Origin of the sequence: Vreelandella olivaria, from assembly GCF_023507745.1 — a bacterium.
Lineage (GTDB): Bacteria > Pseudomonadota > Gammaproteobacteria > Pseudomonadales > Halomonadaceae > Vreelandella > Vreelandella olivaria_A.
Genome location: NZ_JALPZO010000134.1, coordinates 1 through 25,598, shown reverse-complemented (window position 1 = coordinate 25,598; position 25,598 = coordinate 1). Strand labels below are relative to the sequence as shown.

30 protein-coding genes are annotated in these 25,598 nt (G+C 54.8%); 21 read left to right on the top strand and 9 right to left on the bottom strand.

The window, feature by feature from the left end; all coding sequences use genetic code 11:
- Positions 1-639 carry a TetR/AcrR family transcriptional regulator gene (locus HP566_RS16030; RefSeq protein ID WP_249978281.1) on the top strand — a complete coding sequence of 213 codons (639 nt, stop codon included), beginning with the start codon at positions 1-3 and terminating at the stop codon, positions 637-639.
- 98 nt (positions 640-737) lie between these two features.
- On the opposite strand, the gene HP566_RS16025 is transcribed toward HP566_RS16030, so the two are convergent.
- Positions 738-1,592, bottom strand: coding sequence for an SDR family oxidoreductase (locus HP566_RS16025; RefSeq protein ID WP_249978280.1), 855 nt, complete (start codon positions 1,590-1,592; stop codon positions 738-740).
- A 361-nt stretch (positions 1,593-1,953) separates the two neighbouring features.
- Between HP566_RS16025 and glnH the strand changes: the two genes are divergently transcribed.
- The 5 genes from glnH to HP566_RS16000 all read left to right on the top strand — a co-directional run bounded on the left by glnH (position 1,954) and on the right by HP566_RS16000 (position 6,087).
- Complete coding sequence (gene glnH / locus HP566_RS16020) at positions 1,954-2,691, top strand: glutamine ABC transporter substrate-binding protein GlnH (protein WP_249978279.1); 738 nt, start codon at positions 1,954-1,956, stop codon at positions 2,689-2,691.
- A gap of 74 nt (positions 2,692-2,765) precedes the next feature.
- Complete coding sequence (glnP, locus tag HP566_RS16015) at positions 2,766-3,422, top strand: glutamine ABC transporter permease GlnP (protein ID WP_249978278.1); 657 nt, start codon at positions 2,766-2,768, stop codon at positions 3,420-3,422.
- Entirely contained in the window at positions 3,419-4,147 is a 729-nt protein-coding gene (glnQ, locus tag HP566_RS16010) for a glutamine ABC transporter ATP-binding protein GlnQ (protein ID WP_249978277.1), read from the top strand. Before glnP ends, glnQ begins: the two co-directional genes overlap by 4 nt.
- Positions 4,140-5,177 (top strand): C45 family autoproteolytic acyltransferase/hydolase, encoded by a 1,038-nt coding sequence (locus HP566_RS16005; RefSeq protein WP_249978276.1) that lies wholly within the window; start codon positions 4,140-4,142, stop codon positions 5,175-5,177. The genes glnQ and HP566_RS16005 overlap by 8 nt, the downstream gene beginning before the upstream one ends.
- Positions 5,116-6,087 carry a MurR/RpiR family transcriptional regulator gene (locus HP566_RS16000; RefSeq protein ID WP_249978275.1) on the top strand — a complete coding sequence of 324 codons (972 nt, stop codon included), beginning with the start codon at positions 5,116-5,118 and terminating at the stop codon, positions 6,085-6,087. Before HP566_RS16005 ends, HP566_RS16000 begins: the two co-directional genes overlap by 62 nt.
- 101 nt (positions 6,088-6,188) lie before the next feature.
- On the opposite strand, the gene HP566_RS15995 is transcribed toward HP566_RS16000, so the two are convergent.
- Entirely contained in the window at positions 6,189-7,076 is an 888-nt protein-coding gene (locus HP566_RS15995) for a MurR/RpiR family transcriptional regulator (protein ID WP_249978274.1), read from the bottom strand.
- Positions 7,077-7,314: 238 nt separating this feature from the next.
- Between HP566_RS15995 and HP566_RS15990 the strand changes: the two genes are divergently transcribed.
- The 3 genes from HP566_RS15990 to HP566_RS15980 all read left to right on the top strand — a co-directional run bounded on the left by HP566_RS15990 (position 7,315) and on the right by HP566_RS15980 (position 9,523).
- A complete protein-coding gene (locus HP566_RS15990; protein ID WP_249978273.1) occupies positions 7,315-8,640 on the top strand; it encodes an aspartate aminotransferase family protein in 1,326 nt (441 codons plus the stop codon).
- Positions 8,641-8,665: 25 nt separating this feature from the next.
- The gene (locus HP566_RS15985) at positions 8,666-9,232 is read left to right on the top strand and encodes a carboxymuconolactone decarboxylase family protein (RefSeq protein ID WP_249978272.1); all 567 of its coding nucleotides are present in this window, start codon (positions 8,666-8,668) and stop codon (positions 9,230-9,232) included.
- 126 nt (positions 9,233-9,358) lie between these two features.
- Positions 9,359-9,523 (top strand): hypothetical protein, encoded by a 165-nt coding sequence (locus HP566_RS15980; protein ID WP_249978271.1) that lies wholly within the window; start codon positions 9,359-9,361, stop codon positions 9,521-9,523.
- A gap of 53 nt (positions 9,524-9,576) precedes the next feature.
- On the opposite strand, the gene HP566_RS15975 is transcribed toward HP566_RS15980, so the two are convergent.
- The 3 genes from HP566_RS15975 to xseA form a co-directional block, all read right to left on the bottom strand.
- Positions 9,577-10,848 carry a type II toxin-antitoxin system HipA family toxin gene (locus HP566_RS15975; RefSeq protein WP_249978270.1) on the bottom strand — a complete coding sequence of 424 codons (1,272 nt, stop codon included), beginning with the start codon at positions 10,846-10,848 and terminating at the stop codon, positions 9,577-9,579.
- On the bottom strand, positions 10,838-11,086 hold the full coding sequence (locus HP566_RS15970) for a transcriptional regulator (RefSeq protein ID WP_249978269.1): 249 nt from the start codon (positions 11,084-11,086) through the stop codon (positions 10,838-10,840). The genes HP566_RS15975 and HP566_RS15970 overlap by 11 nt, the downstream gene beginning before the upstream one ends.
- A 137-nt stretch (positions 11,087-11,223) precedes the next feature.
- Positions 11,224-12,567 (bottom strand): exodeoxyribonuclease VII large subunit, encoded by a 1,344-nt coding sequence (xseA, locus tag HP566_RS15965; protein ID WP_249978268.1) that lies wholly within the window; start codon positions 12,565-12,567, stop codon positions 11,224-11,226.
- Between the two features lie 156 nt (positions 12,568-12,723).
- Between xseA and guaB the strand changes: the two genes are divergently transcribed.
- The 5 genes from guaB to HP566_RS15940 all read left to right on the top strand — a co-directional run bounded on the left by guaB (position 12,724) and on the right by HP566_RS15940 (position 18,421).
- On the top strand, positions 12,724-14,193 hold the full coding sequence (guaB, locus tag HP566_RS15960; protein WP_249978267.1) for an IMP dehydrogenase: 1,470 nt from the start codon (positions 12,724-12,726) through the stop codon (positions 14,191-14,193).
- Between the two features lie 88 nt (positions 14,194-14,281).
- Complete coding sequence (guaA, locus tag HP566_RS15955; RefSeq protein WP_249978266.1) at positions 14,282-15,859, top strand: glutamine-hydrolyzing GMP synthase; 1,578 nt, start codon at positions 14,282-14,284, stop codon at positions 15,857-15,859.
- Positions 15,860-16,158: 299 nt separating this feature from the next.
- A complete protein-coding gene (locus HP566_RS15950; RefSeq protein WP_249978265.1) occupies positions 16,159-17,415 on the top strand; it encodes a tyrosine-type recombinase/integrase in 1,257 nt (418 codons plus the stop codon).
- Between the two features lie 208 nt (positions 17,416-17,623).
- A complete protein-coding gene (locus HP566_RS15945) occupies positions 17,624-17,893 on the top strand; it encodes a hypothetical protein (RefSeq protein WP_249978264.1) in 270 nt (89 codons plus the stop codon).
- Between the two features lie 3 nt (positions 17,894-17,896).
- Positions 17,897-18,421 (top strand): helix-turn-helix transcriptional regulator, encoded by a 525-nt coding sequence (locus HP566_RS15940; RefSeq protein ID WP_249978263.1) that lies wholly within the window; start codon positions 17,897-17,899, stop codon positions 18,419-18,421.
- Positions 18,422-18,429: 8 nt separating this feature from the next.
- On the opposite strand, the gene HP566_RS15935 is transcribed toward HP566_RS15940, so the two are convergent.
- Positions 18,430-18,777 (bottom strand): AlpA family phage regulatory protein, encoded by a 348-nt coding sequence (locus tag HP566_RS15935; RefSeq protein WP_425348206.1) that lies wholly within the window; start codon positions 18,775-18,777, stop codon positions 18,430-18,432.
- Between HP566_RS15935 and HP566_RS21905 the strand changes: the two genes are divergently transcribed.
- From HP566_RS21905 to HP566_RS15905, 6 genes are all read left to right on the top strand, one after another.
- Complete coding sequence (locus HP566_RS21905; protein WP_425348205.1) at positions 18,776-19,531, top strand: type II toxin-antitoxin system RelE/ParE family toxin; 756 nt, start codon at positions 18,776-18,778, stop codon at positions 19,529-19,531. The genes HP566_RS15935 and HP566_RS21905 overlap by 2 nt on opposite strands.
- Positions 19,515-19,817, top strand: coding sequence for a helix-turn-helix domain-containing protein (locus HP566_RS15925; RefSeq protein WP_249978262.1), 303 nt, complete (start codon positions 19,515-19,517; stop codon positions 19,815-19,817). The genes HP566_RS21905 and HP566_RS15925 overlap by 17 nt, the downstream gene beginning before the upstream one ends.
- A gap of 89 nt (positions 19,818-19,906) precedes the next feature.
- Positions 19,907-20,374, top strand: coding sequence for a TIR domain-containing protein (locus HP566_RS15920; RefSeq protein WP_249978261.1), 468 nt, complete (start codon positions 19,907-19,909; stop codon positions 20,372-20,374).
- Positions 20,374-21,000, top strand: a complete 627-nt coding sequence (locus HP566_RS15915) for a hypothetical protein (protein ID WP_249978260.1) — start codon at positions 20,374-20,376, stop codon at positions 20,998-21,000. Before HP566_RS15920 ends, HP566_RS15915 begins: the two co-directional genes overlap by 1 nt.
- Before the next feature lie 3 nt (positions 21,001-21,003).
- A complete protein-coding gene (locus HP566_RS15910) occupies positions 21,004-22,143 on the top strand; it encodes a nucleoside triphosphate pyrophosphohydrolase family protein (protein ID WP_249978259.1) in 1,140 nt (379 codons plus the stop codon).
- Positions 22,140-22,802 carry a uracil-DNA glycosylase gene (locus HP566_RS15905; RefSeq protein ID WP_249978258.1) on the top strand — a complete coding sequence of 221 codons (663 nt, stop codon included), beginning with the start codon at positions 22,140-22,142 and terminating at the stop codon, positions 22,800-22,802. The genes HP566_RS15910 and HP566_RS15905 overlap by 4 nt, the downstream gene beginning before the upstream one ends.
- A gap of 16 nt (positions 22,803-22,818) precedes the next feature.
- On the opposite strand, the gene HP566_RS15900 is transcribed toward HP566_RS15905, so the two are convergent.
- From HP566_RS15900 to HP566_RS15890, 3 genes are read right to left on the bottom strand one after another with little or no spacing between them, the layout of a single operon-like run.
- Positions 22,819-23,304, bottom strand: coding sequence for a TIR domain-containing protein (locus HP566_RS15900; RefSeq protein ID WP_249978257.1), 486 nt, complete (start codon positions 23,302-23,304; stop codon positions 22,819-22,821).
- 42 nt (positions 23,305-23,346) lie between these two features.
- Positions 23,347-23,934: a hypothetical protein gene (locus HP566_RS15895; RefSeq protein WP_249978256.1), complete on the bottom strand. Its 588-nt coding sequence runs from the start codon at positions 23,932-23,934 to the stop codon at positions 23,347-23,349.
- Between the two features lie 3 nt (positions 23,935-23,937).
- The gene (locus HP566_RS15890; RefSeq protein WP_249978255.1) at positions 23,938-25,080 is read right to left on the bottom strand and encodes a toll/interleukin-1 receptor domain-containing protein; all 1,143 of its coding nucleotides are present in this window, start codon (positions 25,078-25,080) and stop codon (positions 23,938-23,940) included.
- On the opposite strand from HP566_RS15890, the gene HP566_RS15885 reads away from it, so the two are divergent.
- Positions 25,079-25,339 (top strand): hypothetical protein, encoded by a 261-nt coding sequence (locus HP566_RS15885; RefSeq protein WP_249978254.1) that lies wholly within the window; start codon positions 25,079-25,081, stop codon positions 25,337-25,339. The genes HP566_RS15890 and HP566_RS15885 overlap by 2 nt on opposite strands.
- Positions 25,340-25,598: the final 259 nt, after the last annotated feature.

Below are 25,598 nucleotides of genomic sequence, written 5' to 3'. Positions count from 1 at the left end.
ATGCCTTACCCCGAAAGCCATAAATCAAAAACCAAAGAGCGTATTTTGGCCTCTGCCACTGAGCTGTTCAGTCGCAATGGGTTTCATAAGGTATCGATTGGCCAGATCATGAAACTGGCGAAGATGACGCATGGTGCCTTTTATGCTCATTTCGCGTCAAAAGAAGCCCTTTACAACGAGTCGGTACGCCTGACACTGGATAACAGCCGGGCGGCGAGGCTGGTAAAAGGCCCTCTTTCGTTGCAGCACCTCACGGAATTGGTAGATAACTACTGCAATCTTCAAGAGCTGGAGGCTAAGCATAAACCAGGCCCGGAATCAGTGCTGTTCAATGAAATCGGCAGTGAAAAAGCAGAAATCCGCACCATGTTTGAAGCGTCCTATTTGAGTATGAAAAAGATGCTGGAAACACGCTTGTTAGCCCTGGGGAAGTTGAAAAAACTGCCCATTGCCACTGATCGAAAAATGGTCGCGGACAAGGCGCGGGTGATACTGGCATCACTGGTGGGCGCGGTGGCGATTGCCAAAAGCCTGCCAGGGGAGGCGGAGCGCAAGCAGGTATTGATGGCGACACAGCGCCAGATTTTACTCATGCTGGGGGTAAGCGAAAGCGAAGCCGAGCATATGCTGCAAATGTAACCCACCCTAAAGTATAGAAGGGCGGCCAGCCGCCCCTCAGCGAGCTGATCCGGTTCGTGCCACACCCTGCCGGCAATGGGGGTGCTACCCACCGGGGGCTAGGTATTTAAAATAACCCCACCGTTCAGGTGCAGTGTTTGCCCGCTCATATACGAGGATTCCTCGCAGGCGAGATATACATAGGCAGGCCCGATTTCACTGGGCTGCCCGGCACGTTTCATTGGTACCTGATTACCAAATTCAGCCACTTTCTCTGCCTCAAAACTGGCGGGAATCAACGGGGTCCACACCGGCCCAGGTGCCACGGCGTTCACCCGAATACCACGATCCATCAATGACATCGCCAGTGAGCGCACCAAGCCCTGAATGGCCCCTTTAGTGGCGGTGTAATCAATCAGCGTATCGTTACCCTTAAAGGCATTGATAGACGAGGTGGCAATAATGGTATCGCCTTCGCTTAAGTGAGGCAGTGCCGCTTTGGTTAAGTAGAAATGGCTGAAGAGATTGGTCTGGAAGGTGCGTAGCAGCTGGTCATCCGGAATCTCGGTAATATCGTCCCAGTCGTACTGTTCTGCGGCATTGTTAATCACGATATTGATCTTGCCGAACTCGCGTTTGGTGCGATTCACAATCTCACGGCAGAAACTGGGGGCTGCCACATCGCCTTTCAGCACCAGGCAGCGGCGGCCTTCCGCTTCCACCAGCCGTTTGGTTGCTTCGGCATCCCGCGACTCTTTCAAGTGCACAATCACACTGTCGGCACCTTCCCGGGCGTAGTGAACCGCCACGGCACGGCCAATGCCACTGTCGCCGCCGGTAATGATGGCGACCTTATCCAGTAGCTTGTCGGCGCCTCGATAACTGTCACGAATATATTCAGGCTCAGGATGCATGGCGTTTTCGTCGCCGGGCTGCTTGGCCTGATGCTGTGGGGGCTGTTGCTGGTCATTCATGTGCAATCACTCCTTTGTTGGCACATTGGCACCCGCATCCTCGAGTGCTTTCCTGCTTTCACCGTAGACAATGCCGTAGAGAAGGGCAAACCCCCGTGTTCAGGTAGCCAGTAGCAGAGGGCGGCGATGCGGTATGGCGGTTATCCAAGAGGAGCGGACATGGGCATGTGGGGTGTTTAAGAAAATTATTTGCAAATATTTGATCAATTATTTTCTTCGTGCAATTATATTTGCATTGATGGCGCCAGCAATGCCTTCCATGACTATGTGGGGAGCTAGACCAACGCATAACAACACCGCCATCTGCACGCCACGTCGCTCACAACGGGTTAATAACATCGACGTTATGAAGGAGATTTAGATGAAAACTTTGACTGCCCTCGTGGCCGCAACGGCCTTTTCCTGCACGGCGGCCTCCGCTCTGGCTGATACCCTGGTCGTTGCTACCGATACTGCATTCGTTCCTTTCGAGTTCGTTCAGAATGGTGAGTATGTCGGGTTCGATATCGACATGTGGGCCATCATTGCTGACGAGCTTGAGTTGGAGTTTGAGCTGCGGCCAATGGACTTTAACGGCATTATCCCAGGTTTACAGACTGGTCAATTGGATGTTGCGTTGGCGGGTATCACGATTCGTGAAGATCGTGCTGAAGTCATCGACTTTTCTGATGGTTATTATGAGAGTGGCTTCCGGATTATGGTACCCATTGACAGTGATATCGAAAGTGCTGAGGACCTGGCAGGTAAGACATTGGCTGTGCGCACAGGTACATCTGCTGCCGATTATGCACGGGAGAACTTTACCGAAACCGAGCTACGCCAGTTCCCCAATATTGATAATGCTTATTTAGAACTGCGTACTGGCCGTGTAGACGCGGCGATGCATGATACACCCAATGTTCTTTACTACATAGCGACCGCCGGTGATGGTCAAGTGAAGGCAGTGGGTGAGCAAATGATGGCCCATGAGTATGGCATTGCTTTCCCCAAAGGCAGCGAACTGGTTGAGCCGGTTAACGAAGTATTGGCCGCTATGCGTGAAGATGGGCGCTATGACGAAATCTACGCCAAGTGGTTTGGTGAAGCGCCAACGGAATAACTCCTGACGTTTACGTTGTCTCCTGCGGAGAGAGCTTCTCCCTCCGCAGACATTACGCTATCAGGAGTATCGCTATGAATGTCGATTGGTCGATTATCTTTGATTTCCTGCCTGATCTGTTACATGGGGCAAGAGTCACGCTTTACATTACGGTTGTGGGGTTGATAGGCGGCATTACACTCGGGGTTATCACTGGAGTGGTGCGTGCCTATGGCGGTTACGTTCTTAATACACTTGCCTTTATTTACGTTGAAGTTATTCGTGGTACGCCGATTGTTGTGCAAGTGATGTTTCTCTATTTTGCTTTGCCGGTACTGGTTGATATCCGTATCGATCCGATGACGACAGCGGTGTTGGCGATTGTCATCAACGCGGGTGCTTATATCGCTGAAATAGTCCGTGGCTCGGTGCTTTCCATTTCCAAAGGGTTAACGGAAGCCGGCCTTTCAATAGGTTTGCCGCGTTGGAAAGTGATCACTTACATCGTTGGCCCGTTAGCTTTTCGCCGTTTGATTCCGCCACTGGGTAATCAATGCATTGTCAGCCTTAAAGACACATCTCTGTTTATCGTGATCGGTGTTGGTGAGCTGACACGTACTGGCCAGGAAATCATGGCGGCCAATTTTCGCGCTGTGGAAATCTGGACGGCAGTCGCCGTGTTTTACCTGATCATGACGGGTGGTTTGTCACTATTGCTACGCGTCATTGAGAAGCGGATGAGGATCTTATGAGCGCTATTATAACGTTCAACAATGTTTCCAAGCATTTCGGCTCACTGAAAGTGCTGGAGAACGTGGATCTGGAGATCCAATGTGGTGAAGTCGTGGTGTTGATTGGTCCCTCCGGCTCAGGCAAGTCCACCCTTTTACGTTGCATTAATGGATTGGAAATGATCACCGCAGGGGATCTTGTCGTGGATACGTTAAGTGTGAATGGCGGCAACAAGGTGTTGCGCGAAATTCGCCAGGAAGCCGGTATGGTGTTTCAGCAGTTCAACCTGTTTCCACAGATGACAGCCCTGGAGAATGTGGCGTTTGGCCAGCGTCACGTACGCCGGATTAGCCGTAAGGATGCCAATGCCAATGCGCAGGCACTACTGGAAAAAGTCGGATTGGGAGACAAAACCCGGCACTATCCTCACGAGCTTTCTGGTGGCCAGCAGCAGCGGGTTGCGATTGCCCGCTCTCTAGCGATCAAACCCAAGGTGATGCTGTTTGACGAACCTACCTCAGCGCTTGATCCAGAGCTTAAACAGGAGGTACTGAATGTGATGCGTGACCTGGCTGAAGAGCAGATGACAATGGTGGTGGTGACTCACGAAATGTCGTTTGCCAAACAGGTAGGTACACGTCTCATCTTTATGGAGCATGGCAAGATAGCGGTTGATGGTAATCCTGTTGATGTCATCAATAACCCTCCTAATGACCGGATGAAGGATTTTCTGCGCCATGTTTGATCAAGCAAGCTCGCTTGGCTGGCACGTGATCAATGGGTGCCCATACGATATCGGTGTCGCGTTGGGTAGTGCCGGGCATGATGCGGTGCATCAGCATCTGTTGCCAAGTGCGATTTGGGCTGAGGTCACGGCCCCTGCCCATCGGGATATCGTCGCCATGATGGCGGCGAACACGCAGCGCGATTTCCCACTGGTATGGGAGGAGCTTGAAGGGTTGGCGGAAGGGCTGTCACTGCCCATTGAGGCGGTATTTGCCTGGAATTGTCGAGGGGATTTGCTGGCTCATGCCCCCGATGGTTGCACGACGCTAATCTTGCCCGGCGATCATCCTACGATTGCACACAATGAAGACGGGCTGCCATTTTTTCGGGGCCACTGTTTTATGGCAGAGATTACCCCGGACAATGCCATGGGCTTTACGTCCTTCTGTTATCCCGGTTCACTGCCGGGGCACACACTTGCGTTTAGCCAAAGTGGTTGGATACAGGCCGTCAATAACCTGCGGTTAACGGGTATAGCGCCGACAATACCGCGCATGGTGCTTGGCCGCGCAACGTTAATGCAAAACAGTGTTAGTGGGGTATTAGCGTTATTCAAGCGTTACGCCAACAGTGGCGGGTTCCATTTTTCGCTGGCGGAGCAAGGTGCAAACGCTGTGGTGAGTGTCGAGCTGGGAGGGGGAGAGGTGGCGACTCGTGTTCTGGATCAGCCGAGTATTCATGCTAACCATGCGCTATATCACTCGAAAGGTATCGCAAAACAGTGGATCACGGACTCATCAAGAGATCGCCAGCGCAGAGGTGAGCAATTAATCGCGAGTGGTGTTATCGGTGCGCTCGACGTACTACATGATCAGCAAGGTGACGGATTGCCCATACTGCGTCTTGCTGCGGATGATCCCGATCACGAGAACACCTTGGTCACAGCGATCATGCAGTTCAATGTGGATGGTGTAGCATGGCAACTTTATGACCGACCTGGAGCCCCACCCGCATATGCCGGATTACTCACGCTCAATGCCAACTGCTGAGCCTTCCAGCGAAGGGCACTCCCCCCCCCAGGACATTGATTCGCTGCGCGAGTTAGCGCTCAGTATTGCAAGGGGAGAGAGCAGCCTGCGCCTTGGCCCCAAGGCGCAGGAAACACTGGCGCGACTCATTGACCTGCAAGGAGACCAGGCGTTGCTGTCGATTTCAACAGCAGCGCGTCGCTTGCAGGTTAATCCATCGACAATTTCCCGGTTAGCGAGATCGTTGGGGTATGAGAAATTCAGCGGTCTGCAAGCTGTCTTATTAAGCCCAGGGCTTTCTTCATCGCACTCTTTCTATCGCAATCATGCCACCCAGGCTCTGCAAGCGGATCGTAGCTGCCTCCATTCCCAGGCGCGTCAGCTTTGCGAGGAGAATCAGCATAATATCGAGCGTTTTCTCACCAATCTAACGCATGAAGATATCACCGCTTTTGCGACAGCGGTGATGCACGCGCCTAGAGTCAGGCTATATGGCGTGCGCCAGTTCCATGCACTGTGCAGCTTTTCAGCTTACGGTATTGGGATGCTGCGCTCAGATGTGGCGCTATTAAGCGATGCCAATACGGGGATCGCGGAAGGGTTAGCTGCCATGTCTCCAGGGGATGTGTTGATTGCAGCCAGCTGCAAGCCGTATACCCGGCAGGTGGTGGATGTATGCCGTTTGGCTCAGCAGAGCGGTATGCAAACGTTAGCTATTACAGATTACGCCAGTTCAGCCTTGGTGAAGCATGCTGACTTGTCAATCTTGATTCCGCATGAATCCAGCTTTATTTCCAATAGTATGGTGGCCTACTTTGCCGCCATGGAGTGCCTGATTAATGCGTGTGCAACACTAGCAGGGGAGGCGGCGGTGGATGAGCTGACGCGCCGGGATCAGTTTATTACTGCGCTTGATGTCGAAATACGCTAGTGCTGGGCCGCGCCGCTGTCTGACTGCTGACTGTGACTTCGCAGCACAAGCATTGAGAATGTAATCGCTATGAACAGTATGCCCTGCCCAGGCGGTATATATCACTCCCGCCGAGGGGGGGCGGTCGAATATGTTTTAAGATGTAAAAGGTGTTCATCGGCACTCTGCAAAGCATCCAGTGTCTTAGGGCGGTCAAATTCAGCCAATAAAGTACACAGCACTTCGGAGACTGCCAGGGCGGGCGTTAGTGTATGGAAGAAGCTATAACTCTCCGTGGAACAAAGAATAGTGTGCGTTGAAATGCCTACCAACGGCGACACCTCGCTATCGGTGATGGAAAGAATATCCAGCCCCTTGTCTTTTGCCAATTGTGCCAGTTCCAACGTATCGACAGCGTAAGGCTTGATAGAGACGACCAGCACGACATCTTCTGGCTTAGCGCGAATAAGCGCATCGCCACCCGTTCCTCCAGGCCCATCAAGGTGGACGGAACGGTCACCCAAAAGTGACATGACATAATGAAAATGCCAAGCAACAGAATGGCAGGAACGTAAGCCTAAAACATACACTTTTCTCGCCGACGCAAGTCTGTTAGCTGTGGCTGTCAGCCGCCGCAGTGTATCAGGCTCACAGAGCTGGGAAATCTGAGCACTCAAGCCGTTGAGCATATGGTAGGCGATATCGCTTTCGGTCGCTTCGGTGACGCTGGTGACCCGTTGACGAACCTTGGCAGCGAAACCATCGTTTCCCCGACGCAGCGCCTCAGCATGGTGGGCGCGAATGTCATCGTACCCCTGCAGCCCCAGGAACTTGGCAAGCCGGGTCATGGTGGCGGGCTGCACTGCCGCATGGCGCGCTAACTCTCGCATGGAAACCAGCGCCACCTCATCCGGGTGCTCAAGTATATAGCGAGCCGCCTGTTGAAGCTGTGGAGACATGGCGTCGAACTGAGCTATGACCTGCTCTCTTAAAGGATCGCTCTGGGACATATGATATTGCCTCGTACCCCGGCTCGTGTCAGTGATTGATAAATAGCAAGCCGTAAGACCGGTGGATCCTAGACGCTGGATAGCGCATGAATTTAAACGTTACTTTTCTCAAAAAACAATGATTCATATGTTTTAAAATAATATAAATGATTCTTTTGTTGCATTGTCGGGTAAGATTGTGCCAATCTCCTCTTTGTCACTTTGAGTTTACTCCGCTGGATAACCAGGAAAAGGCATCATGGCTCACATTCTTCATCGTAGCATCGGCATGGAGCTGCCTCGCGCCGCATCGGCTCAGGGCGTCTATATCACTGACACCACGGGGCGTCGTTACCTGGACGGGTCAGGAGGCGCTGCCGTCACAAGCGTCGGCCACGCTCACCCGGAGGTGTTGGAAGCCATGCGCTCTCAGATGGATAGACTCTGCTACGCTCACACGGCCTTTTTCACGACTGACGTTGCCGAGGCGCTTGCTGAGAAGCTGGTGGATTTGGCCCCGGAAGGGCTGGATTACGTCTATCTGGTTTCGGGTGGCTCAGAGGCCGTTGAAGCCGCTCTCAAGATGGCGCGGCAGTATTTCGTCGAGGTTGGCGAATCCCAGCGGCGGCATATTATTGCCAGACGCCAGAGCTATCACGGTAACACCATTGGTGCGTTGGCAACGGGAGGAAATGCGATGCGTCGCAAGCAGTTTCAGCCCATCCTGCCAGAAACCCACCATGTCTCTCCCTGCTATGCGTACCGCGATAAGGGCAGTGATGAGTCGCCGGAGGCTTACGCCGCACGGCTGGCGGATGAACTTGAAGCCAAGATTCTGGCGCTTGGCCCCGAGAAGGTGATGGCCTTTGTTGCTGAGCCCGTCGTCGGTGCCACACTTGGTGCGGTTGCCTCTGAGGCGGATTACTTCAAACGTGTGCGTGGTATTTGCGATAAATATGGCGTATTGCTGATCCTCGACGAAGTGATGTGCGGTATGGGTAGGACAGGTACCGTTTTTGCCTGTGAGCAGGATGGGGTAACGCCGGATATCATCACGATAGCCAAAGGCCTGGGTGGCGGATATCAGCCGATTGGCGCGGTGATGTTGTCATCCAGGATTTACAGCAGCTTTGCCAATGGTTCCGGCCTGTTTCAGCACGGGCATACCTACCTTGGTCACCCTGTTGCCGCCGCCGCCGCTAATAAAGTGGTCGAGATTATTGCACGGCCAGAGACGCTGGCTAATGTGAATGCCATGGGGGAGAGGCTGCAACGTGGCCTTGAAACGGCGCTTGGAGCATCACCCTATGTCGGAGATATTCGCGGCAGAGGGCTGTTTCGCGGTATTGAGCTTGTTGCGGACCGGGACAAAAAGACGCCTTTTGATCCAGCCCGAAAAATTCACGCCAGGATCAAAAAACAGGCGATGGCAAGAGGGCTGATTAGCTATCCCATGGGTGGCACCATAGATGGCATTTATGGTGAGCACATCTTGCTGGCGCCGCCCTATATCATTGAACCCGGTGAAGTCGATCTGATCGTTGAGCGTATTTCCGGTGCGATTGAAGCCGCAATAGGACAATAACTTTCGATTGGAAAGGAGCTTCTTAATGACTCTCTCCCCCTGTATGCCGATGACTGATGCTAACTGGCCGGATGAAATCGCTGATCTGCGTGAAGGCTTTGCCGGCGCTCTTAACGTCTATCGCACGATGGCTCACCACCCGGCTCTGCTCGAAGCATGGGCACCCTTGCGCCAGCATGTTGTGAAGGAGAATGCGTTAGGGCCAGAGTTGACGGAAGTGGTGATCTTGCGCGCTGGTCTGCGCATGGGCGCTGCCTATGAGTGGGCGCACCATGTTAGCCGAGCGCTCGCCCTTGGCTTCACCCCTGAACGGATTAATGCGATTCGTGGCATTCCGGATGGGGTGGATGGTCTGATCGTCAAAGCGGTTGATGCGCTATTCGACGTCCGAATGCTGGCTAAAGAACAGGAAGCAGCGTTGGCAGACGCCATTGGGCGCAAGGCAGTGATCGATCTGATTGCCATGGTAGGTTTCTATTCGGTGTTGGGCTATTTGCTCAAGACTTACGACACACCGATTGATGACAATATTCAGAAAGAGGCGGAGCAAATGCCGTCTTTATTTTCGATCATGCCGGGTGCAGCCTCATAGTGCCCAATGGAAAATGGCATGACAACGTGAAGCAGCTATAGTGAACAGGGCCACCTCGCGTTAGTTGTTGGCATCTCATGAGCACATCGGCTTTCCGATGACTACCACCATGGAGTAGGAGGTAACATGAACACCACACTTTCCGCTGTAAACGCAAGTCTGGATAAAGATGGCAAGAAAAACGACCATCGTGATGATCACCACGATGACGCCAATCCGATGCCGGATACTCACCATGTGAACCCAGACTCAGATGACGCCCCGGCTAAAAAGTCGGGCAACGACAAGTAGTAAGACATCCTTGTTGCCAGTCATACCTTCGCGGCGCTACTTATAGCGCCGCTTTACTTTGAGGCAATTTTCCAGCGACGAGTCATTTTTTGGCAATTTGTGGTAATGCGCTGGAATAGGCGCTCAAGCGTTACCTGTTCATTACCCGGCTGAGCCGTTTTGGACAGATCCCCGATCACATCAGGCAGAGACGTGAGAACTTCATCGGCAAGTTGAAGGCCCTGGCGAAGAAAGTAGGCTGGTTTAAAACTTAATGCTTTGGCGAGCGACTCTAAATGTAAACGTCCAATATCCCCTGGATGGTCAACGCTATCGACCTGAAAGGCAAAACGCTTCGATAACCCGCTATAAATTGTGGTGCACATCAAATCGTAAAACGGAGACAGCCTTACCCCTTCGGGAGTATGCAGGATAGAGAGGTTCTTCGCATGACTGTCGTTATTGCCAATAAACAAGTTGTAAAAGAACCATCTAACAAAACGCTGTAAATCTTTGGCGGGTACGCCTACTTGTTGGAGTTGTTGGCGGCAGGACAGTAAGCCTGGCCCACCGTCACTCTCATATTTGAGTGTTGAAGGTGTTCCTGCCAATTGGCAAAAATCAAGTTGATGGTAGCGTTCTAGCTGGCCTGTTGTATGGTTCATTACACGGTCATACCGTTTAATCAGGCAAGCCCTTGTATCAGGTTGGAAGCTGGTTTCGGCAACATCCAACGCCAGCGCTGCTGCTAGCTGCATGCAGAGGGTTTCATTCAGTGCGGAGCACCAAACTCCGTGCAAACCTTTGATGTCGGGTTTAAGGAGGTGGCTGGATGGGGCGGCGCCTTCGGGTATAGCAGGGTTGCCATTCTCATCGATCATAAGCAGCAGCTTGTTCTGCGCACCTGCTAACGAAATACGGGCATTATGAATTAGTTGCTCAGCGAGTTCTGTCTGCGATCCGCTATGTAAAAAGCTGTTTATTTCCTCCCAACTTGTTGGGCGATAACAGGCTGGCTGAGGTGTTTCACCCCCAGGGAGTAAAAGATAGCCACTGGCAGTATCTCCACCCACCGACCGGAGTAGACCAAATACTGTCGTCGTGTGATGACTGAGTTCTATATGACGACGCAACCCGCCTTCGGGCAGCAAATTTTCAAAGTATGCCAGTACATCATTACCACTATGTGTTTGCTGTGAAAGTGGAAGGCGTGGAGAGAGGCTGACAGCCGCAGGCGCTTCTAACCAGCCGTTGTCATAGCGAAAACGCAGAGGCTGTTCATTAAACAGCCGCCCAACGCGTTGGGTCTTCCAGTAAAGGTCCAGTGCCTCGTGCTCAGCGCTCATGCTGTGGCCCCTTGCGCTGAATAACCACCTCTAAGCCCATCAGGTCGAGAGTGTCGAGCACCTTTTGCAGTTGAAGCGTGGGTTTGCCGCGCTCCAAGTCCACGATAAAACGGTTGCCAGTGCCAGCCAAGCCTGCCACATCGCTTTGCAGTAATTCTTGCGATTGACGCACTTGCTTAACCAGTGCGCCTAGCTCTTGCGTTGTTCGTATTCGGGTAGCGAGGAGGTCTTGAGTCATTATGGCGGATATCTCACATGAATTACCGTTCGGTAATAATAGCCGATAAGGAGTCGCTTTGCCTATAAAGTATTCCCGAACGGTAATTTTTAGTCTCGCTCGCATTATTACAATGCAAAATATTACCGGGCGGTAGTTCAGTGCTTCTTATAGCGCCGCTTCACTTCCACGCTCAGCTTTCCTTCCCCTAACCGTAGTGAAAGCGTCTGGCCAGGCGAGGTATCCTGTGCCCGATGCACCACCTGACCCTGCTCATCCTGGGCAATCGCATAACCTCTACCCAACACCGCCAGTGGGCTAACTGCATTCAGCTCGCGGGCAGCGCTGCTTAATCGTGCCTGGCGCACCTCCAGCAGCCGCTGCATGGCACTGGCCAAACGACGCTGTAAATAGCTAATGCGCTCCTGTTCGGCTTTATGCAGCCGGGCCATATCCTGGCTGACCAGCCGCTTGTGTAATTGGTTTACCCGTTCCTGCTGCTGCCCAAGGGTTTGCTGCATGGCCCGCATCAGCCGTTGTGTGAGCGTGGTTACATGCTGGCTCTGGTGATTAAGCTGCTCGCCGGGATGGCGCAGCCGGGCGCGCAGCGTATCCAGCCGCTGGCTATCACGCTCCAGGCGGGCCTGCATAGCACGGTAAAGCCGGTTTTCGCTCTGCTCAAGCTGGAGCTTTAGTGCCTGTTGGTCGGGAACCAGGCGCTCTGCGGCGGCGGAAGGGGTGGGCGCACGCACGTCTGCGGCAAAATCTGCCAGAGTGACGTCTACCTCATGGCCCACCGCCGACATCACCGGCAGGCGCGAATGGAAAATGGCCCGTCCAAGGTGTTCATTATTAAATGCCCATAGATCCTCCAGGCTGCCGCCTCCGCGGGTGATCAACACGACATCCTGCGTGGGGTCTAACCGTGCCTGACGGTTGAGCAGGCCAAGGGCGGCAATCATTGCCGGAGCCGCTTCTGCTCCCTGTACCGGCACGGGAATCAAGGTCACATCCGCCAGGGGCCAGCGCGCTTCCAGCACTGCCAATACATCGCGAATGGCCGCGCCAGTCGCCGAGCTTAAAATCAGAATCTTGCGCGGCGGAAAGGGCAGGGGGCGGGCATTGGCAAATACGCCTTCGCCTTCCAACTGTGCTTTTAAGCGCTCGAAGGCAGCCAGCAGCTCTCCCAGGCCTGCTGCCTGCACCGCATCGGCAATCAGTTGGTAATCACCGCGGGGCTCAAACAGAGAGACACGGCCACGCAGTTTTATCTGATCGCCATCGCGCATAGGGGCTGAAACAAAGCGTGCCCGTTGGCGAAACAGTGCACAGCGAATTTGTGCCCGGTCATCCTTCAGGGTGAAGTAGATATGGCCGGAGGCGGGGCGCGATACGTTGGAAAGCTCACCTTCCACCCACACTTCCCCCACGTCACGCTCAAGGGTCTGTTTGGCGCGCTGATTCAATTGACTCACAGAGAGCGCTTGGGGTGTTTCCGACATAGGGCAGCCTTATTAAGGTTGTAATCGGTATAGCTTATTAGCCATCCGTATCAATTGAAAACCGCCTTCACATTGCTGGGGTGGCCCTCAAAACGTTATAATAGGCGATTAACCTTTCACGCCCCATCTTCCCACTTCATAATGGGTGTTGCCGCTATGCTACGTATGGCCCAAGAAGCGCTTACGTTCGATGACGTACTTCTCGTTCCTGGCTTCTCCGACATTCTGCCTAAGGATGTCAGCCTTAAAACCCGCCTGACCCGTAATCTTACTCTGAATATTCCCCTGGTTTCCGCCGCGATGGATACCGTTACCGAAGCGCGACTAGCGATTGCGATGGCCCAGGAAGGCGGCATTGGCATCATCCATAAGAACATGACCATGGCCCAGCAGGCCACGGAAGTCCGCAAGGTTAAAAAGCACGAAAGCGTGATTGTCAAAGACCCTGTGACCGTTAGCCCTAAAGCCAAGCTGGAAGACCTGCTGAGCATGGCGCGGGAGTACGGCTTCTCCGGCTTCCCCGTGGTAGAAGGCGAAACCCTGGTAGGTATCGTGACAGAGCGGGACATGCGCTTCCAGCCGAATTATGGTGACAGTGTAGAAGCGATCATGACCCCCCGGGAGCGCCTGATCACCGTTCCCGAAGGCACCGAGCTTGAAATCAGCAAAGCCAAAATGCGCGAACACCGCATTGAGAAAATGCTGATTGTTGATGACGCCTTCCACCTGCGTGGCCTGGTGACGTTCCAGGATATCGAAAAAGCCCGTACCTACCCCATGGCCGCCAAAGATAGCGATGGCCGCCTGCTGGTAGGCGCTGCCGTGGGTACTGGCCCGGAAACTCCCGACCGCGTTGCCGCCCTGGCCGAAGCCGGTGTGGATGTGATCATTGTGGATACTGCCCACGGCCACTCCCAGGGGGTTATCGACCGCGTTCGTTGGATTAAAGAGCACTTCCCGCAAATTCAGGTGATTGGTGGCAACATCGCCACTGGTGCCGCTGCCAAAGCGCTGGCGGAAGCGGGTGCCGATGGCGTTAAAGTGGGCATTGGCCCTGGCTCTATCTGCACCACACGCATCGTGGCAGGCGTTGGCGTACCGCAAATCAGCGCGGTTTCCAACGTTGCCGAAGCGCTGAAAGCGTTCGATATTCCACTGATTGCCGATGGTGGCGTACGCTTCTCCGGCGACCTGGCCAAGGCCATTGCCGCTGGTGCCAGTGCCGTGATGGTAGGTGGCCTGCTGGCCGGTACCGAAGAAGCGCCGGGTGAAGTGGAACTGTTCCAGGGCCGTACCTATAAGGCCTACCGTGGCATGGGCTCCATGGGCGCCATGGCGCAAAGCCAGGGCAGTGCCGACCGCTACTTCCAGGATAAAGATGCCGGTGCTGAAAAGCTGGTACCGGAAGGCATCGAAGGCCGCGTTCCCTATAAAGGCATGATGAGCGCCATCGTTCATCAACTGATGGGTGGCCTGCGTGCTTCCATGGGTTACACCGGCTGCCGCGATATCCAGGAAATGCGCACCAAGCCGGAATTTGTACAAATTACCGGCGCTGGCTTTAATGAATCCCACGTCCACGACGTGCAGATCACCAAAGAAGCTCCCAACTACCGGGTGAGCTAACCAGCGCATTTAGTTACATGGCGGCGGGCATTGCCCCGCCGCTTGCTTTTTAGCCAATGCGGCCGTTCCGCGTTATAGAGGCTCCGCCATGAGTGACATTCACGCCCATAAGATTCTGATTCTCGATTTCGGCTCCCAGTACACCCAGTTGATCGCCCGCCGGGTACGCGAAATTGGCGTATTCTCTGAAATTCGCGCCTTCGATATCACCGAAGAAGAAATTCGCGAGTACAACCCCAACGGCATTATCCTCGCCGGTGGCCCGGAATCCGTCACCGAGCTGGATTCCCCCCGCGCTCCTCAGTGCGTATTCGAAATGGGCCTGCCGGTGTTTGGGATCTGCTACGGCATGCAAACCATGGCTGAGCAGCTGGGTGGCAAAGTGGAAGGCTCCAACCAGCGCGAGTTTGGCTACGCCCAGATCCGCCTGGATGCCGAAACCGCCCTGTTTAAAGACATCAAAGACCACGTAGACGCCGAGACTGGCAACGCGCTGCTGGATGTATGGATGAGCCACGGCGATAAAGTTGCCAAAGCCCCCGACACCTTCACCGTCACCGCTTCCACGCCGAGCTGCCCAATTGCCGCCATGGCTTGGGAAGAGAAGCAGTTTTTTGGGGTACAGTTTCACCCAGAAGTGACCCACACCCTGCAAGGCCAGCGTATTCTTGAGCACTTCGTACTGGATATCTGTAAAGCCGAAAAACTCTGGACACCCGCGCAAATCATCGAAGACCAAGTACAGCGCGTACGCGAGCAAGTGGGTGATCGCCATGTACTGCTCGGCCTTTCCGGTGGCGTAGACTCTTCCGTAGTTGCCGCGTTGCTGCACAAAGCCATTGGTGACCAGCTGACCTGCGTATTCGTCGATAACGGCCTGCTGCGCAAGAACGAAGGTGATCAGGTAATGGAAACCTTCGCCAAGCACATGGGGGTTAAGGTGATCCGCGTAGACGCCGAAGAGCTGTTCCTCGGCAAGCTGAAGGGCGAGAAAGACCCAGAAGCCAAGCGCAAAATTATTGGCAACACTTTCATCGACGTGTTCGATGAAGAAGCCAGCAAGATTGCAGGCGTAGACTTCCTCGCTCAGGGCACCATCTACCCGGATGTGATCGAATCCGCTGCCTCCAAAACCGGCAAAGCGCACGTGATCAAATCCCACCACAACGTAGGTGGCCTGCCGGAAACCATGAAGCTCAAGCTGGTCGAGCCGCTGCGCGAACTGTTTAAAGACGAAGTGCGTAAACTCGGCCTGGAGCTTGGCCTGCCCTACGATATGGTCTACCGCCACCCATTCCCCGGCCCTGGCCTGGGCGTGCGTATTCTGGGCGAAGTTAAAAAAGAGTACGCCGACATCCTGCGTGAAGCCGATGCCATCTACATCGAAGAACTGCGCGCCGCCGGTTGGTACGAAAAAACCAGCCAAGCCTTCGCCGTCTTCCTGCCGGTGAAATCCGTTGGTGTAGTAGGCGACGGCCGCCGCTACGAATGGGTCATCGCGCTACGCGCGGTAGAAACCATCGACTTCATGACCGCCCGCTGGGCGCACCTGCCCTATGAGCTGCTGGAGAAGGTCTCCAATCGGATTATTAATGAGTTGGAAGGGGTTTCTCGGGTGACTTATGATGTGAGCAGTAAGCCGCCTGCTACTATTGAGTGGGAGTGAAAATACGTCTTTCAGGGACTATCGGTAGCAATCGAGAAAGCGGCGTAACTTAATGATTTTGATGAATTTACGTCGCATTATCTATCGGTGGCTATCGGCGGCAAGCAGGAACACCTGTCGGTAAAAGCGACGGTATCGCAAATCCCTCGAAGCAAGACTCTCCCGTTTACCGTCATGGCTATTTTCAGCATGACGGTAAAACTACGCCCTGACTTCTTTTGATAACAAGGAGTTAGGGACATCATCAGGGCTCCTGACCCTTGACGGTAACCAACCGCAAACACAGGAGAGTCCCTGACATGTTGACCGATACAGCGCTACGCAAACTCAAGCCCAAAGCTGCCACCTACAAGGTTGCCGACCGCGATGGTATGTACGTGACGGTGTCGAAAACCGGCACCATCACCTTCCGCTACGACTACCGCCTCAACGGCCGCCGTGAAACCCTCACTCTGGGCCGTTACGGGCCGGGCGGTATTTCCTTAGCCCTGGCGCGTGAGCGTCTATTGGATGCTCGCAAGGTGGTGGCCGAGGGCCGTTCTCCCGCTCAGGAGAAACAACGGGAGAAACGTCGCCTATCCCGTGCGAAGACCTTCGCCGAATTCACCGGTGTATGGATGGAAGCCTCCGGCATGGCCGACAGCACCAGAGCCATGCGCAAGCACATCGTCGATCGCGATATCCTGCCGGTCTTCAAGAACCGGCTGTTGGCGGAAATCACCCCGGACGATCTCCGGGCGCTGTGCATGAAGGTGAAGAAGCGCGGGGCGCCGGCAACCGCCATCCATGTCCGCGATATCGTGAAGCAGGTCTATGCGCACGCCATCATGCACGGTGAAAAGGTGGCCAATCCGGCTGACGAAGTGAGCCCATCGTCTATTGCAACCTTCGCACCGAAGGACCGGGCGCTGTCTCCCGCTGAAATTCGTCTGATGATCCATGAGATGGAAACCATCCCCACATCGCCGACCATTCGACTGGCGCTGCGCATGATCCTGTTAACCCTGGTGCGGAAGGGGGAGTTGCTCAAGGCGACCTGGGAAGAAGTGGACTTTGAGACCGGGGTATGGAGCATTCCCAAGGAACGGATGAAGCGCCGTTTTCCCCACAACGTCTACCTGTCCCGGCAGGCATTGGACATTCTGGTGGCACTGAAGACCTGTGCCGGTGGTTCCAAGTACCTGCTCCCGGCTCGCTATGACGGCGATCAGAGCATGTCCATGGGCACGCTGAATCGGGTGACTCTGAAGGTTTCGGAGCAGGCGCGGAAAAAGGGACTGCCGCTGGAACCCTTCACCGTTCACGATTTGCGTCGCACCGGCTCCACGCTGCTCAATGAAGTCGGCTTCAATCGCGACTGGATCGAGAAGGCCCTAGCCCATGAAGATGGCCGCTCCTCACGGGCGGTGTACAACAAGGCGGAGTATGCCGAACAGCGCCGGCACATGCTGCAGGAGTGGGCCAATATGATCGATGCCTGGGCGGAAGGGGGGAGCTACGTTCCGTCCCTGATGCCGGAAAGCATGTCAGTGCCGGCATTGAAGGCATCGGTATGAGTATCGCGAATAGGGTGATTGTTGGCTTCCTAGGGCCGGTGCGGTGTGTTGGTCTTGGCCAAATGGTTTATGAAAAATCCAATAGGCTCACTCTAGGTGAGTCTATTGGTCGTTCGGCGAACCAGGACGATGGTCAGAGGGAGGCTCTCCATAGCCCAAGGTTGTCGCTTGACAACCTTGGGTGTCGTTCCCATACTGGAGGTAAGGAATGACTCGTCCATCACACCCGAAGAAAGAGATTGAAGCCGCGATCAGGCATGCGGAAGGGGCAGGCTGGCGAGTCGAGGTGGGCGGTGGCCATGCCTGGGGCAAGATCTACTGCCCCTACAATGACGATGAATGCCGTTGCGGTGAGTTCTGTATCGCGAGTGTGTGGAGTACGCCGAGAAGTCCTGGTAGCCACGCCCGGGCGCTTCGCAGGGTGGTGGACAAATGCTCCACCCACATGCGTCGGGGCGAGGCGGAACCGGAGGGTTGAACCATGGAATACATTTTTACGCTGAAATACCAGTTGGCTGACCACGACAGTGATATGGATGCACTGGTGGAGCGCTTGGGCGCTGCTGGTTGTGATGACGCCTTGGTGGGCGTGGGGCAGCCTGGTCGTCTGGCGCTGGAATTCTCCCGTGAGGCGGACAGCGCTGAGGAGGCAGTCCGCACCGCCCTGGTCGATGTCAAAAGCGCGGTTCCTTCCGCGCGTCTGATCGAAGCCTCGCCGGACCTTGTTGGCTTGACCGATGTGGCGGACATCGTGGGCGTTTCCCGGCAGGCAATGCGGAAATTGATGCTTGCCCACCGAGTGACGTTTCCCATGCCTGTCCACGAAGGTAGCGCCTCGATCTGGCATCTCGCAGAAGTGCTTGACTGGCTCAAGGCGCGAGGGGGCTACCAAATCGATGTTGGCATACTGGAAGCAGCGAAAGTGGCGTTGCAAGTGAATATCACCAAGGAGGCGATTCGTCATCCGGTGCGTGACCACGGGGATATGGAACGACTGACCGCGTAGCCAACCGCTCAGTCGTTGGGATCGCGGACCGGACGGGCGATACGTTGCCTCACATCCGGTCCCGGAGTGGGGGCTGCCTTTCCTGATCGGGATTGTCGCTTCCGCTCCTCGATCCAGGTTTCCACTTCCTTCAGGTCCCACACCACACAGCGGGGTGTCAGGTTGAAACGGCGCGGGAATTCGCCACGGCGCTCCATATCGTAGATCGTCGTTTCTGCCAAGGGCACGATCTGGTGCAGCTCCTGTCGGCGGATCGTTCTGAGAAAGGGGAGAGGGGGACTCTCCACGTATTGAGGTAATTCCTCGTATTCTGGTGTTCCCGGTATTGGCAGGGACTGGCGTGGCTGGGATTCCATGTGTGACTCCAATGCTGTGCTCAAGGCGATTTTGGGCAATGGAGTTATGGTGGCTATTGAATACAATTGGGCCAACCTGCTAGGGCGAGTCACAGCAGGGGAAGGCGGTAATGGCTGGGTGGCTATGGCCAATCTTCTGAACTTTGACGAACCGGACGTTAACGTGCGGCGGACCAGGGACATCGCCGTACACAACCGCGATGTAGAAGAGCAACGGAGCAAGCAGCCCGCACTGAATAAGGCCCTGACGTCCTATCGGCAAGGTATGCAGCGCTCACCAAATTCCAGAAGGCCGCAACTGCATGAACGGTGGCCATTGCACTTGGACATTGAAAATCATGCCCGTATCGGGTATAGTTTGGAGGTTGGGATGACGCGCATCCTCAAGCGAAAGGACTTCGCACGGTGGCAGGCGGGCGAGAAGCTGCCCGACAGCGCTTTGTGCAAGGCAGTCAAGGAGATGGAAAGCGGTCTGATCGACGCGGATCTGGGTGGCCACCTCTACAAGAAACGGGTGGCGCGTCCCGGCGGCGGCAAGAGTGGCGGCTACCGCACTCTGCTGTCGGCCCGAATCAGCAACCGCTACGTGTTCCTGCATGGGTTTCCAAAGAGCGATAGGGCGAACGTCACGCAGGATGAGAAGCAGGCGCTGCAATTCGCCGGCAAGGTGTTCTTGGAACTGTCCGCAGAAGCCTTGTCGAAGGCGTTGCAGTCGGGCGTGTTATTGGAGGTACATTGTGAGCAAGATCATTGAATCCCTGCGTGGCGACTTGGCTGCGCTCCACGGCGCGGGAGCGATCAGCAAGGTGACGATGCGCGAGTTCGACTCGATCTGCCCGCCGCCGGTGCGGGGGTTCAGTGCTGCCGACATCAAGCACCTGCGCGAAAGGTTGAAGTTCAGCCAGCCGGTATTCGCCCTCCACCTGCACACCACCGCTTCGACTGTGCGAAAGTGGGAACAAGGCGAAACCCATCCCACGGGACCTGCGCTCAAGCTGCTTAACGTCATCGCCGACAAGGGATTGCAGGCAATTATTTGATCAAGGCAAACAGATCAGCGATTCCTACCACAGCGGCCGAAAACACAGTTACGAACTTCAAACCATGTAAAAAATAATGGAGGTGACAGATGGCAGAGAAAAGGAACGTATTCATCAGCCATGTCCATAAGGACGATCACGGACTCCAGAAACTGAAGGATCTGTTGGCTCCAAAAGGGATCGAGGCCAGAGATTCCTCCATCCATACAGGGAAGTTCAACAATGCTACCGATGAGCACTATATAAAGACGCAGATCCTTGCTCCGGCCATCAACTGGGCTGGAGTGTTCATTTGCTACGTTTCCCCCCAGACCAAGAATAGCGATTGGGTGAACTGGGAAATCGAATATGCGGCCAAACAGGGCAAGCGCATTGTTGGTGTTTGGGAGCATGGCGAGAAGGAATGCGACCTTCCAGAGGCCCTGAAAGAATATGCCGACGCCTTGGTTGGGTGGAACGGCGATGCAATCATTGACGCGATCAACGGGAAGGACTCGTGGGAAAAGCCAGACGGTGGTGCCTGCGACCCGGTTCCACTCAAGCGGCACCCCTGCTGATGGCTCGCATTCACTCCTATGTGGTGCGATACGACAGCGGTTTCGCACCCAATCCTTTCTATGGCTACTGCACGCTTGCGACTTGCAAACCTAATATCCGCCGATCCGCTGACATCGGTGATTGGGTGGTTGGCAGTGGCAGCAATGATAAAACTGTCCGACGTGGTGGGCATCTCGTGTACGCGATGCGCGTCACCGAGGCGATGACATTTGACGAATATGGCGCAGATCCACGGTTTGAATGCAAGAAGCCGTACCGCAATGGGAGTCGGAAGCAAAGTTGCGGGGACAACATCTATTTCAGGGCTGCGCCTGGAAACGCCTGGCAGCAGCGAGACTCATTTCACTCCCGCCCCAACGGCACGCTCAACCCGGACCATGTCATCCGTGATACAGGTGTCAATAGAGTTCTGATCAGCAATGACTTCGTGTATTTCGGGGGCGAGGGCCCGGAGTTTCCCAAGGGACTGAAAGACCAGAAAAATCGCCCTCTATGCAAAACGGGAAGAGGTCTAACTACTTTTGACGATGCGCAACTGATTGAGAACCTTGAGCAATGGGTTCGCAGCTTTAATCTGAGCGGCTATCAGGGCGCTCCATTCGAATGGCTGACTCTTCGAAGGTGACCGATGAAAAAGGAAGAAGGCTCCCTCTTGCTCTCGGATTACGCTGCGGAAATAGCAGCCACAGACGTACTCAATCCAAATGACTTCAATCCGGTCCTCCAAGGTCTATACGGAGAAGTCGGTGGAATAATGGCTACGGCTAAGAAAAATGTTCGAGAGAGAACCGCTTACCCTGGTTTCAAGAAGGCGGCAGAAGAAGAGTTTGGTGACACCCTCTGGTATTTGGCCGCGATCTGCAGGCGCTTGCAGATTCCTCTTGAAGAGGTCTTCGCGGAAGCCGCGAACCACGGAAACTTCAAGAATGTGGGTGCTGCAAGTGACATCACCGAAGGTGCGTTGGCCTATATCGCTGTGCCCGTCGCCGCGACTACTTCGTTGGATGCCACCTTGGTGCGTTTGGGGCAGTCAGCAGCGACCCTGCTGGGAACCACTCCTACGCGCGCTGATTTGATTACTTTCGCGCGAACTTATCTGGATGCAATACATGCGGCCGAACTTGCGTTTTCGGAGGTGGCTCGCGGCAATCTCCGGAAAGCTCGCGGCGCGTTCTTGGAGCCGCAGGCAGAAGACTTGGCTGGCCTTGATTTCGACAGTGAGTTTGGGATTGAGGAACAGCTACCCCGGGTCTTCAAAATCCGAGTCAATCAACGAGGTAGTGGCAAGAGTTATCTCCAGTGGAAGGGTGTATTCATTGGAGACCCTCTGACCGACAATATCGCCGACCGCGATGGCTACCGGTTCCATGATGTCTTCCATTTCGCCTATGTAGCCATCTTGCATTGGTCGCCAGTGATACGGGCATTGATCAAGCACAAGCGAAAGAGCAATCCGAAATACGATGAAGAGCAGGACAGTGGCCGGGCCATCGTCGTTGAGGAAGGACTTACAGCCTGGATTTTCTCCAGAGCCAAAGAATTGAATTTCTTCGAGGACCAGGAAAAAGTTTCACTTGGGATTCTCAAGACCATTGGCGAGTTCGTGAGTGGTTACGAGGTGGAGAAATGTCCGCTAAAACTCTGGGAGAAGGCAATCCTTGACGGCTATGCTGTCTTCCGCCAGCTCAAGGCAAATCAAGGTGGCTGGATCATTGGAAACCGAGAACAACGCACCATCAAATACATGCCACTTGAGTCTGAAGAATGAAGATCCACCCGTTCGTTGATGCAGTTGCTTCGCTGCAGTTCGAAAACTGCTTCAATCCGTATTCGGATCGTTGTGAAATCCATGATCGACGCGATGCACCACGTCGCCGTGCCGCTGCACTGTCCGCTATGTTGCGTCGTGCAGCCGAGGAACCCGTAGACGCGATATGGATCGGACGAGACCTCGGATACCGCGGAGGGCGCCGTACGGGGTTAGCCCTGACCGACGACGTTCACATAAGCCAGCACGCTAGGCGTTGGAATCTCGATCAGGTCGCCGAGCGGCCGACGATAGGCAGTGCTGTAGCCGAACGAACCGCCGCGGTCATATGGGGCATGCTGGAACACATTGATGCCCGCATCTTTCTCTGGAATGTCTTCCCTCTTCATCCGCATGAATCAGGAGATCCGTTCACCAACCGGCAGCACAACGCGCGCGAGAGGCGAGCCGGCGAAGAATTGCTCCAACAGCTTATTGTCTTGCTACGCCCCTCTCGTATCGTCGCCATTGGTAACGATGCCGCCGCTGTGGCTCATCGCATCATAGATTCCGTACCCGTGATTTGCGTGAGGCATCCTAGCTACGGAGGACAGACCCAGTTCCAGAAGCAAATCACAGAACTCTATGGGCACCCCATGAGCACTGGGTCGTTGTTTTGACGAGAGGCTTGGCTTCTTATCGAGCAGCGATCGCCGCTTCAATCCAGACCGACAGGTTGTCACTGATGTGGTTATAGGCCGCGCTGCTCGTGGTCCCCGGTGGATCGTACATGCGGACGACGGTGGATAGCTTTCTACCGTCGTTCAAGGTAAATGCGTCAAACGGATTGGCCCCGGTAACTGATGGTTGTTGGTTGTGGTCCAGCAACTTATGGACTCGTATCCCCAAGAGCCCCTTGCCACTATTCCATGACTGCTCAATCTCATATCGAATCCAGGGGCGATTCGCCGTTTCGGCTCCGATAAGAACAATTGTGCATGTCCGCCCGTGCAGTTGATCGTCAATCCAGCGCTTGATTGCGGCCTCGCCGCCTCGCTTTACCTCTTCCCATTTGTTATCGCTTGCTGGCTGGTTGCCCTCCACAACACCAATATTCCGTATCTTGGAGGCGCGCCAACTATCGCGTTGATAGTGAAAGCTATAGAAGACTTTCCGTGGCATGGCGAATCCTTTTGTTGGCTAGTGAGAATCGGCAGAGGAGAATCAGCCCGCTGCACCATGAATGTTTAATTCGAGGTGTGTGTGAAAAAGTTGCGCAAAGTCCACATCGCCAAGATCTGCATCGGTGAAATAGCCTTGGTCCTTAGCTAGGTTCAAAGCCGCCCCACCTGGCGACGGTACGGGCAGAACCTTGGCGGCCGGATGGAATTGTCTGAAGAGTTCATGCTCGGCTTCCACTCCTTCCATGCCACCGATGAAAACAGCGGCAACGAGATCATCGCGCGACAGCATTCTTTCCCGCATTAATAGCAGGCTCGCATCTCTGTCATCGGGAACTGCGTCGGTGAAGACAACATTGTGAAAGTGTTCGTTTTCATCCGGGTAACGATCCTCGAAGAACCTGCTCTGGTACAGAACCACGGCCCGAGAATAATCGACACCCAAATCCTCACAAATGCTCCAGATCATGGGAGTGATAGCGGGATGGCCTCCCCACACGATCTTGTGCTGACGGATGACGGCGATGACCAACTCCCTCACAGCGCACTGAATGAGGAATGGATTGGCAGTCTCGTGATACGAGCCGCGGCCCACTAGCGGGACACTGGCTGAAAGGAAGATTGCGCTCACGATTCAGGCCTCCCAGTCCGCAAATTGCCAGCCAGCCTCGCTGGCTTTGACCCATCGCGCAGAGTGGATATGCTGGCCCAGCCAATCCAAATGCCCCAGCCATCGGGGATGCAAGCCAACATGATCGTAAACGACGGCAACCGATTGATCCGGCGAATTGGTGGATGCGTTATGCAGGGTTGTCGATGTGGGAACACCGGCCGTTGGATAGACGACCACACTCCGTCCATCGGGTAGCTGGACATAAACTGCCTTATTGGCGCCTACTCCGACGATTTGGCCGCCGATCGTTTGAATAGCGTTGCGCAAGTTGCTTACGAGATTGACAGAACGAACTGCATGGCTCTGGCTGCGAACTTCCTCAAGCTGCAGGCAGATGCGGCCCACTGCACCATCTGCGAGGCGCCCTGTGGCCGGATCGACTTCCTCGGGCAACAGTTCTGCCCGGCTGGCTGTTGCCGTGCGAGCAGAAGGCGTGGCGTCTGGCCAGCCGACCCTCAAGACGCTGATGCCCTTCGCCAGAGCACGTCCGAACTCTGCGCTTGTCCAGCGGCTTTCAAAGTAAGCTGGCGTGTCAAGCATCACAAGAACGTCGGAATCGCAAAGGCGATGCCAGAGCATTGTCTGAAAATCTTCCGCGGGTGGAATCCCATGCGTATCGAGAAACACATCGAATAGTCGAGCGGATAAGGCATCGAAGAGTTGCAAGGCTGCCTCACGGGCTTCGCCTCGGCGGTAGCTTACAAATACTCGGCGCTGGCGAGGTAGTAACCCTACACACTCAAGTAAAGCGGTCGCGACACGCTGTGGCCCGTTGGCGGCATAGGCTAAGCAGTTGAGAGGTCGCAGTAATTCAGGAATCTCTGCGTCAACTCGATTGACGTCGGATGCTATCGGCAGTAACGGGATGCCTCGCTCCAGCAACTTCGCCACGTTGGCGAGGGGGGGATTCTCGCCCCCGAAAAACACCGCAGCGGATGAGCGCTGTTGGTCGGGGTTAAACTCTTCCGGGCGCACCTCCCATCCAACTTCATGCCCTAGTCGCAAGTTGAACATACCTACGGCAGTTTCGACGATTTCTTCAAGCTCAGAAAGCTGGGTATCGGTTGGCGAACCAAGTACTGCAAGTTGATAGAGGGCGGTCATGTTCTTCCTTGTGATTTCAGCAGCAACCGTGGTTGTCGAAGTGCGAGCCTGTCTGAACGAAGAAGCAGTATATCGGCAGCAACCCCATTATTTTAAATCGTTACAGCCTTGTTTGTATCTCCCGACAGACGATCTTGCGGAAGAGCGCTCCTGCCAGCAATTCACCGTCGGTTCTGCAATCACCGCTGTGGGTCGGCCTGCCATTTCAGTCTTTAGATTCCTGGATGCTGCCGTCCTGCAGGCCGATGCACGGCACTGACCACAATCAGGTTTAAAGATAGCTGATCGGGGCATCCCCGGCCAGGCAGTCATGGCCGGTCGCGCTGTCGTGCTTTGCATCGAGCCGCCGTTGGCGTCTCGCCCTTCGGCTTCCATCGCTGACGCCTCCGGCCCTAGATACCATCTCTCCTAACCAGTCACAAACAACCCATTAGGTGGTTTGCGACCGATATTCGGTTTGGGTCTTGAGGATGCCATAGGCGATGTGGATTAGCTTCCGCATCGCCGCCCCCAAGGCC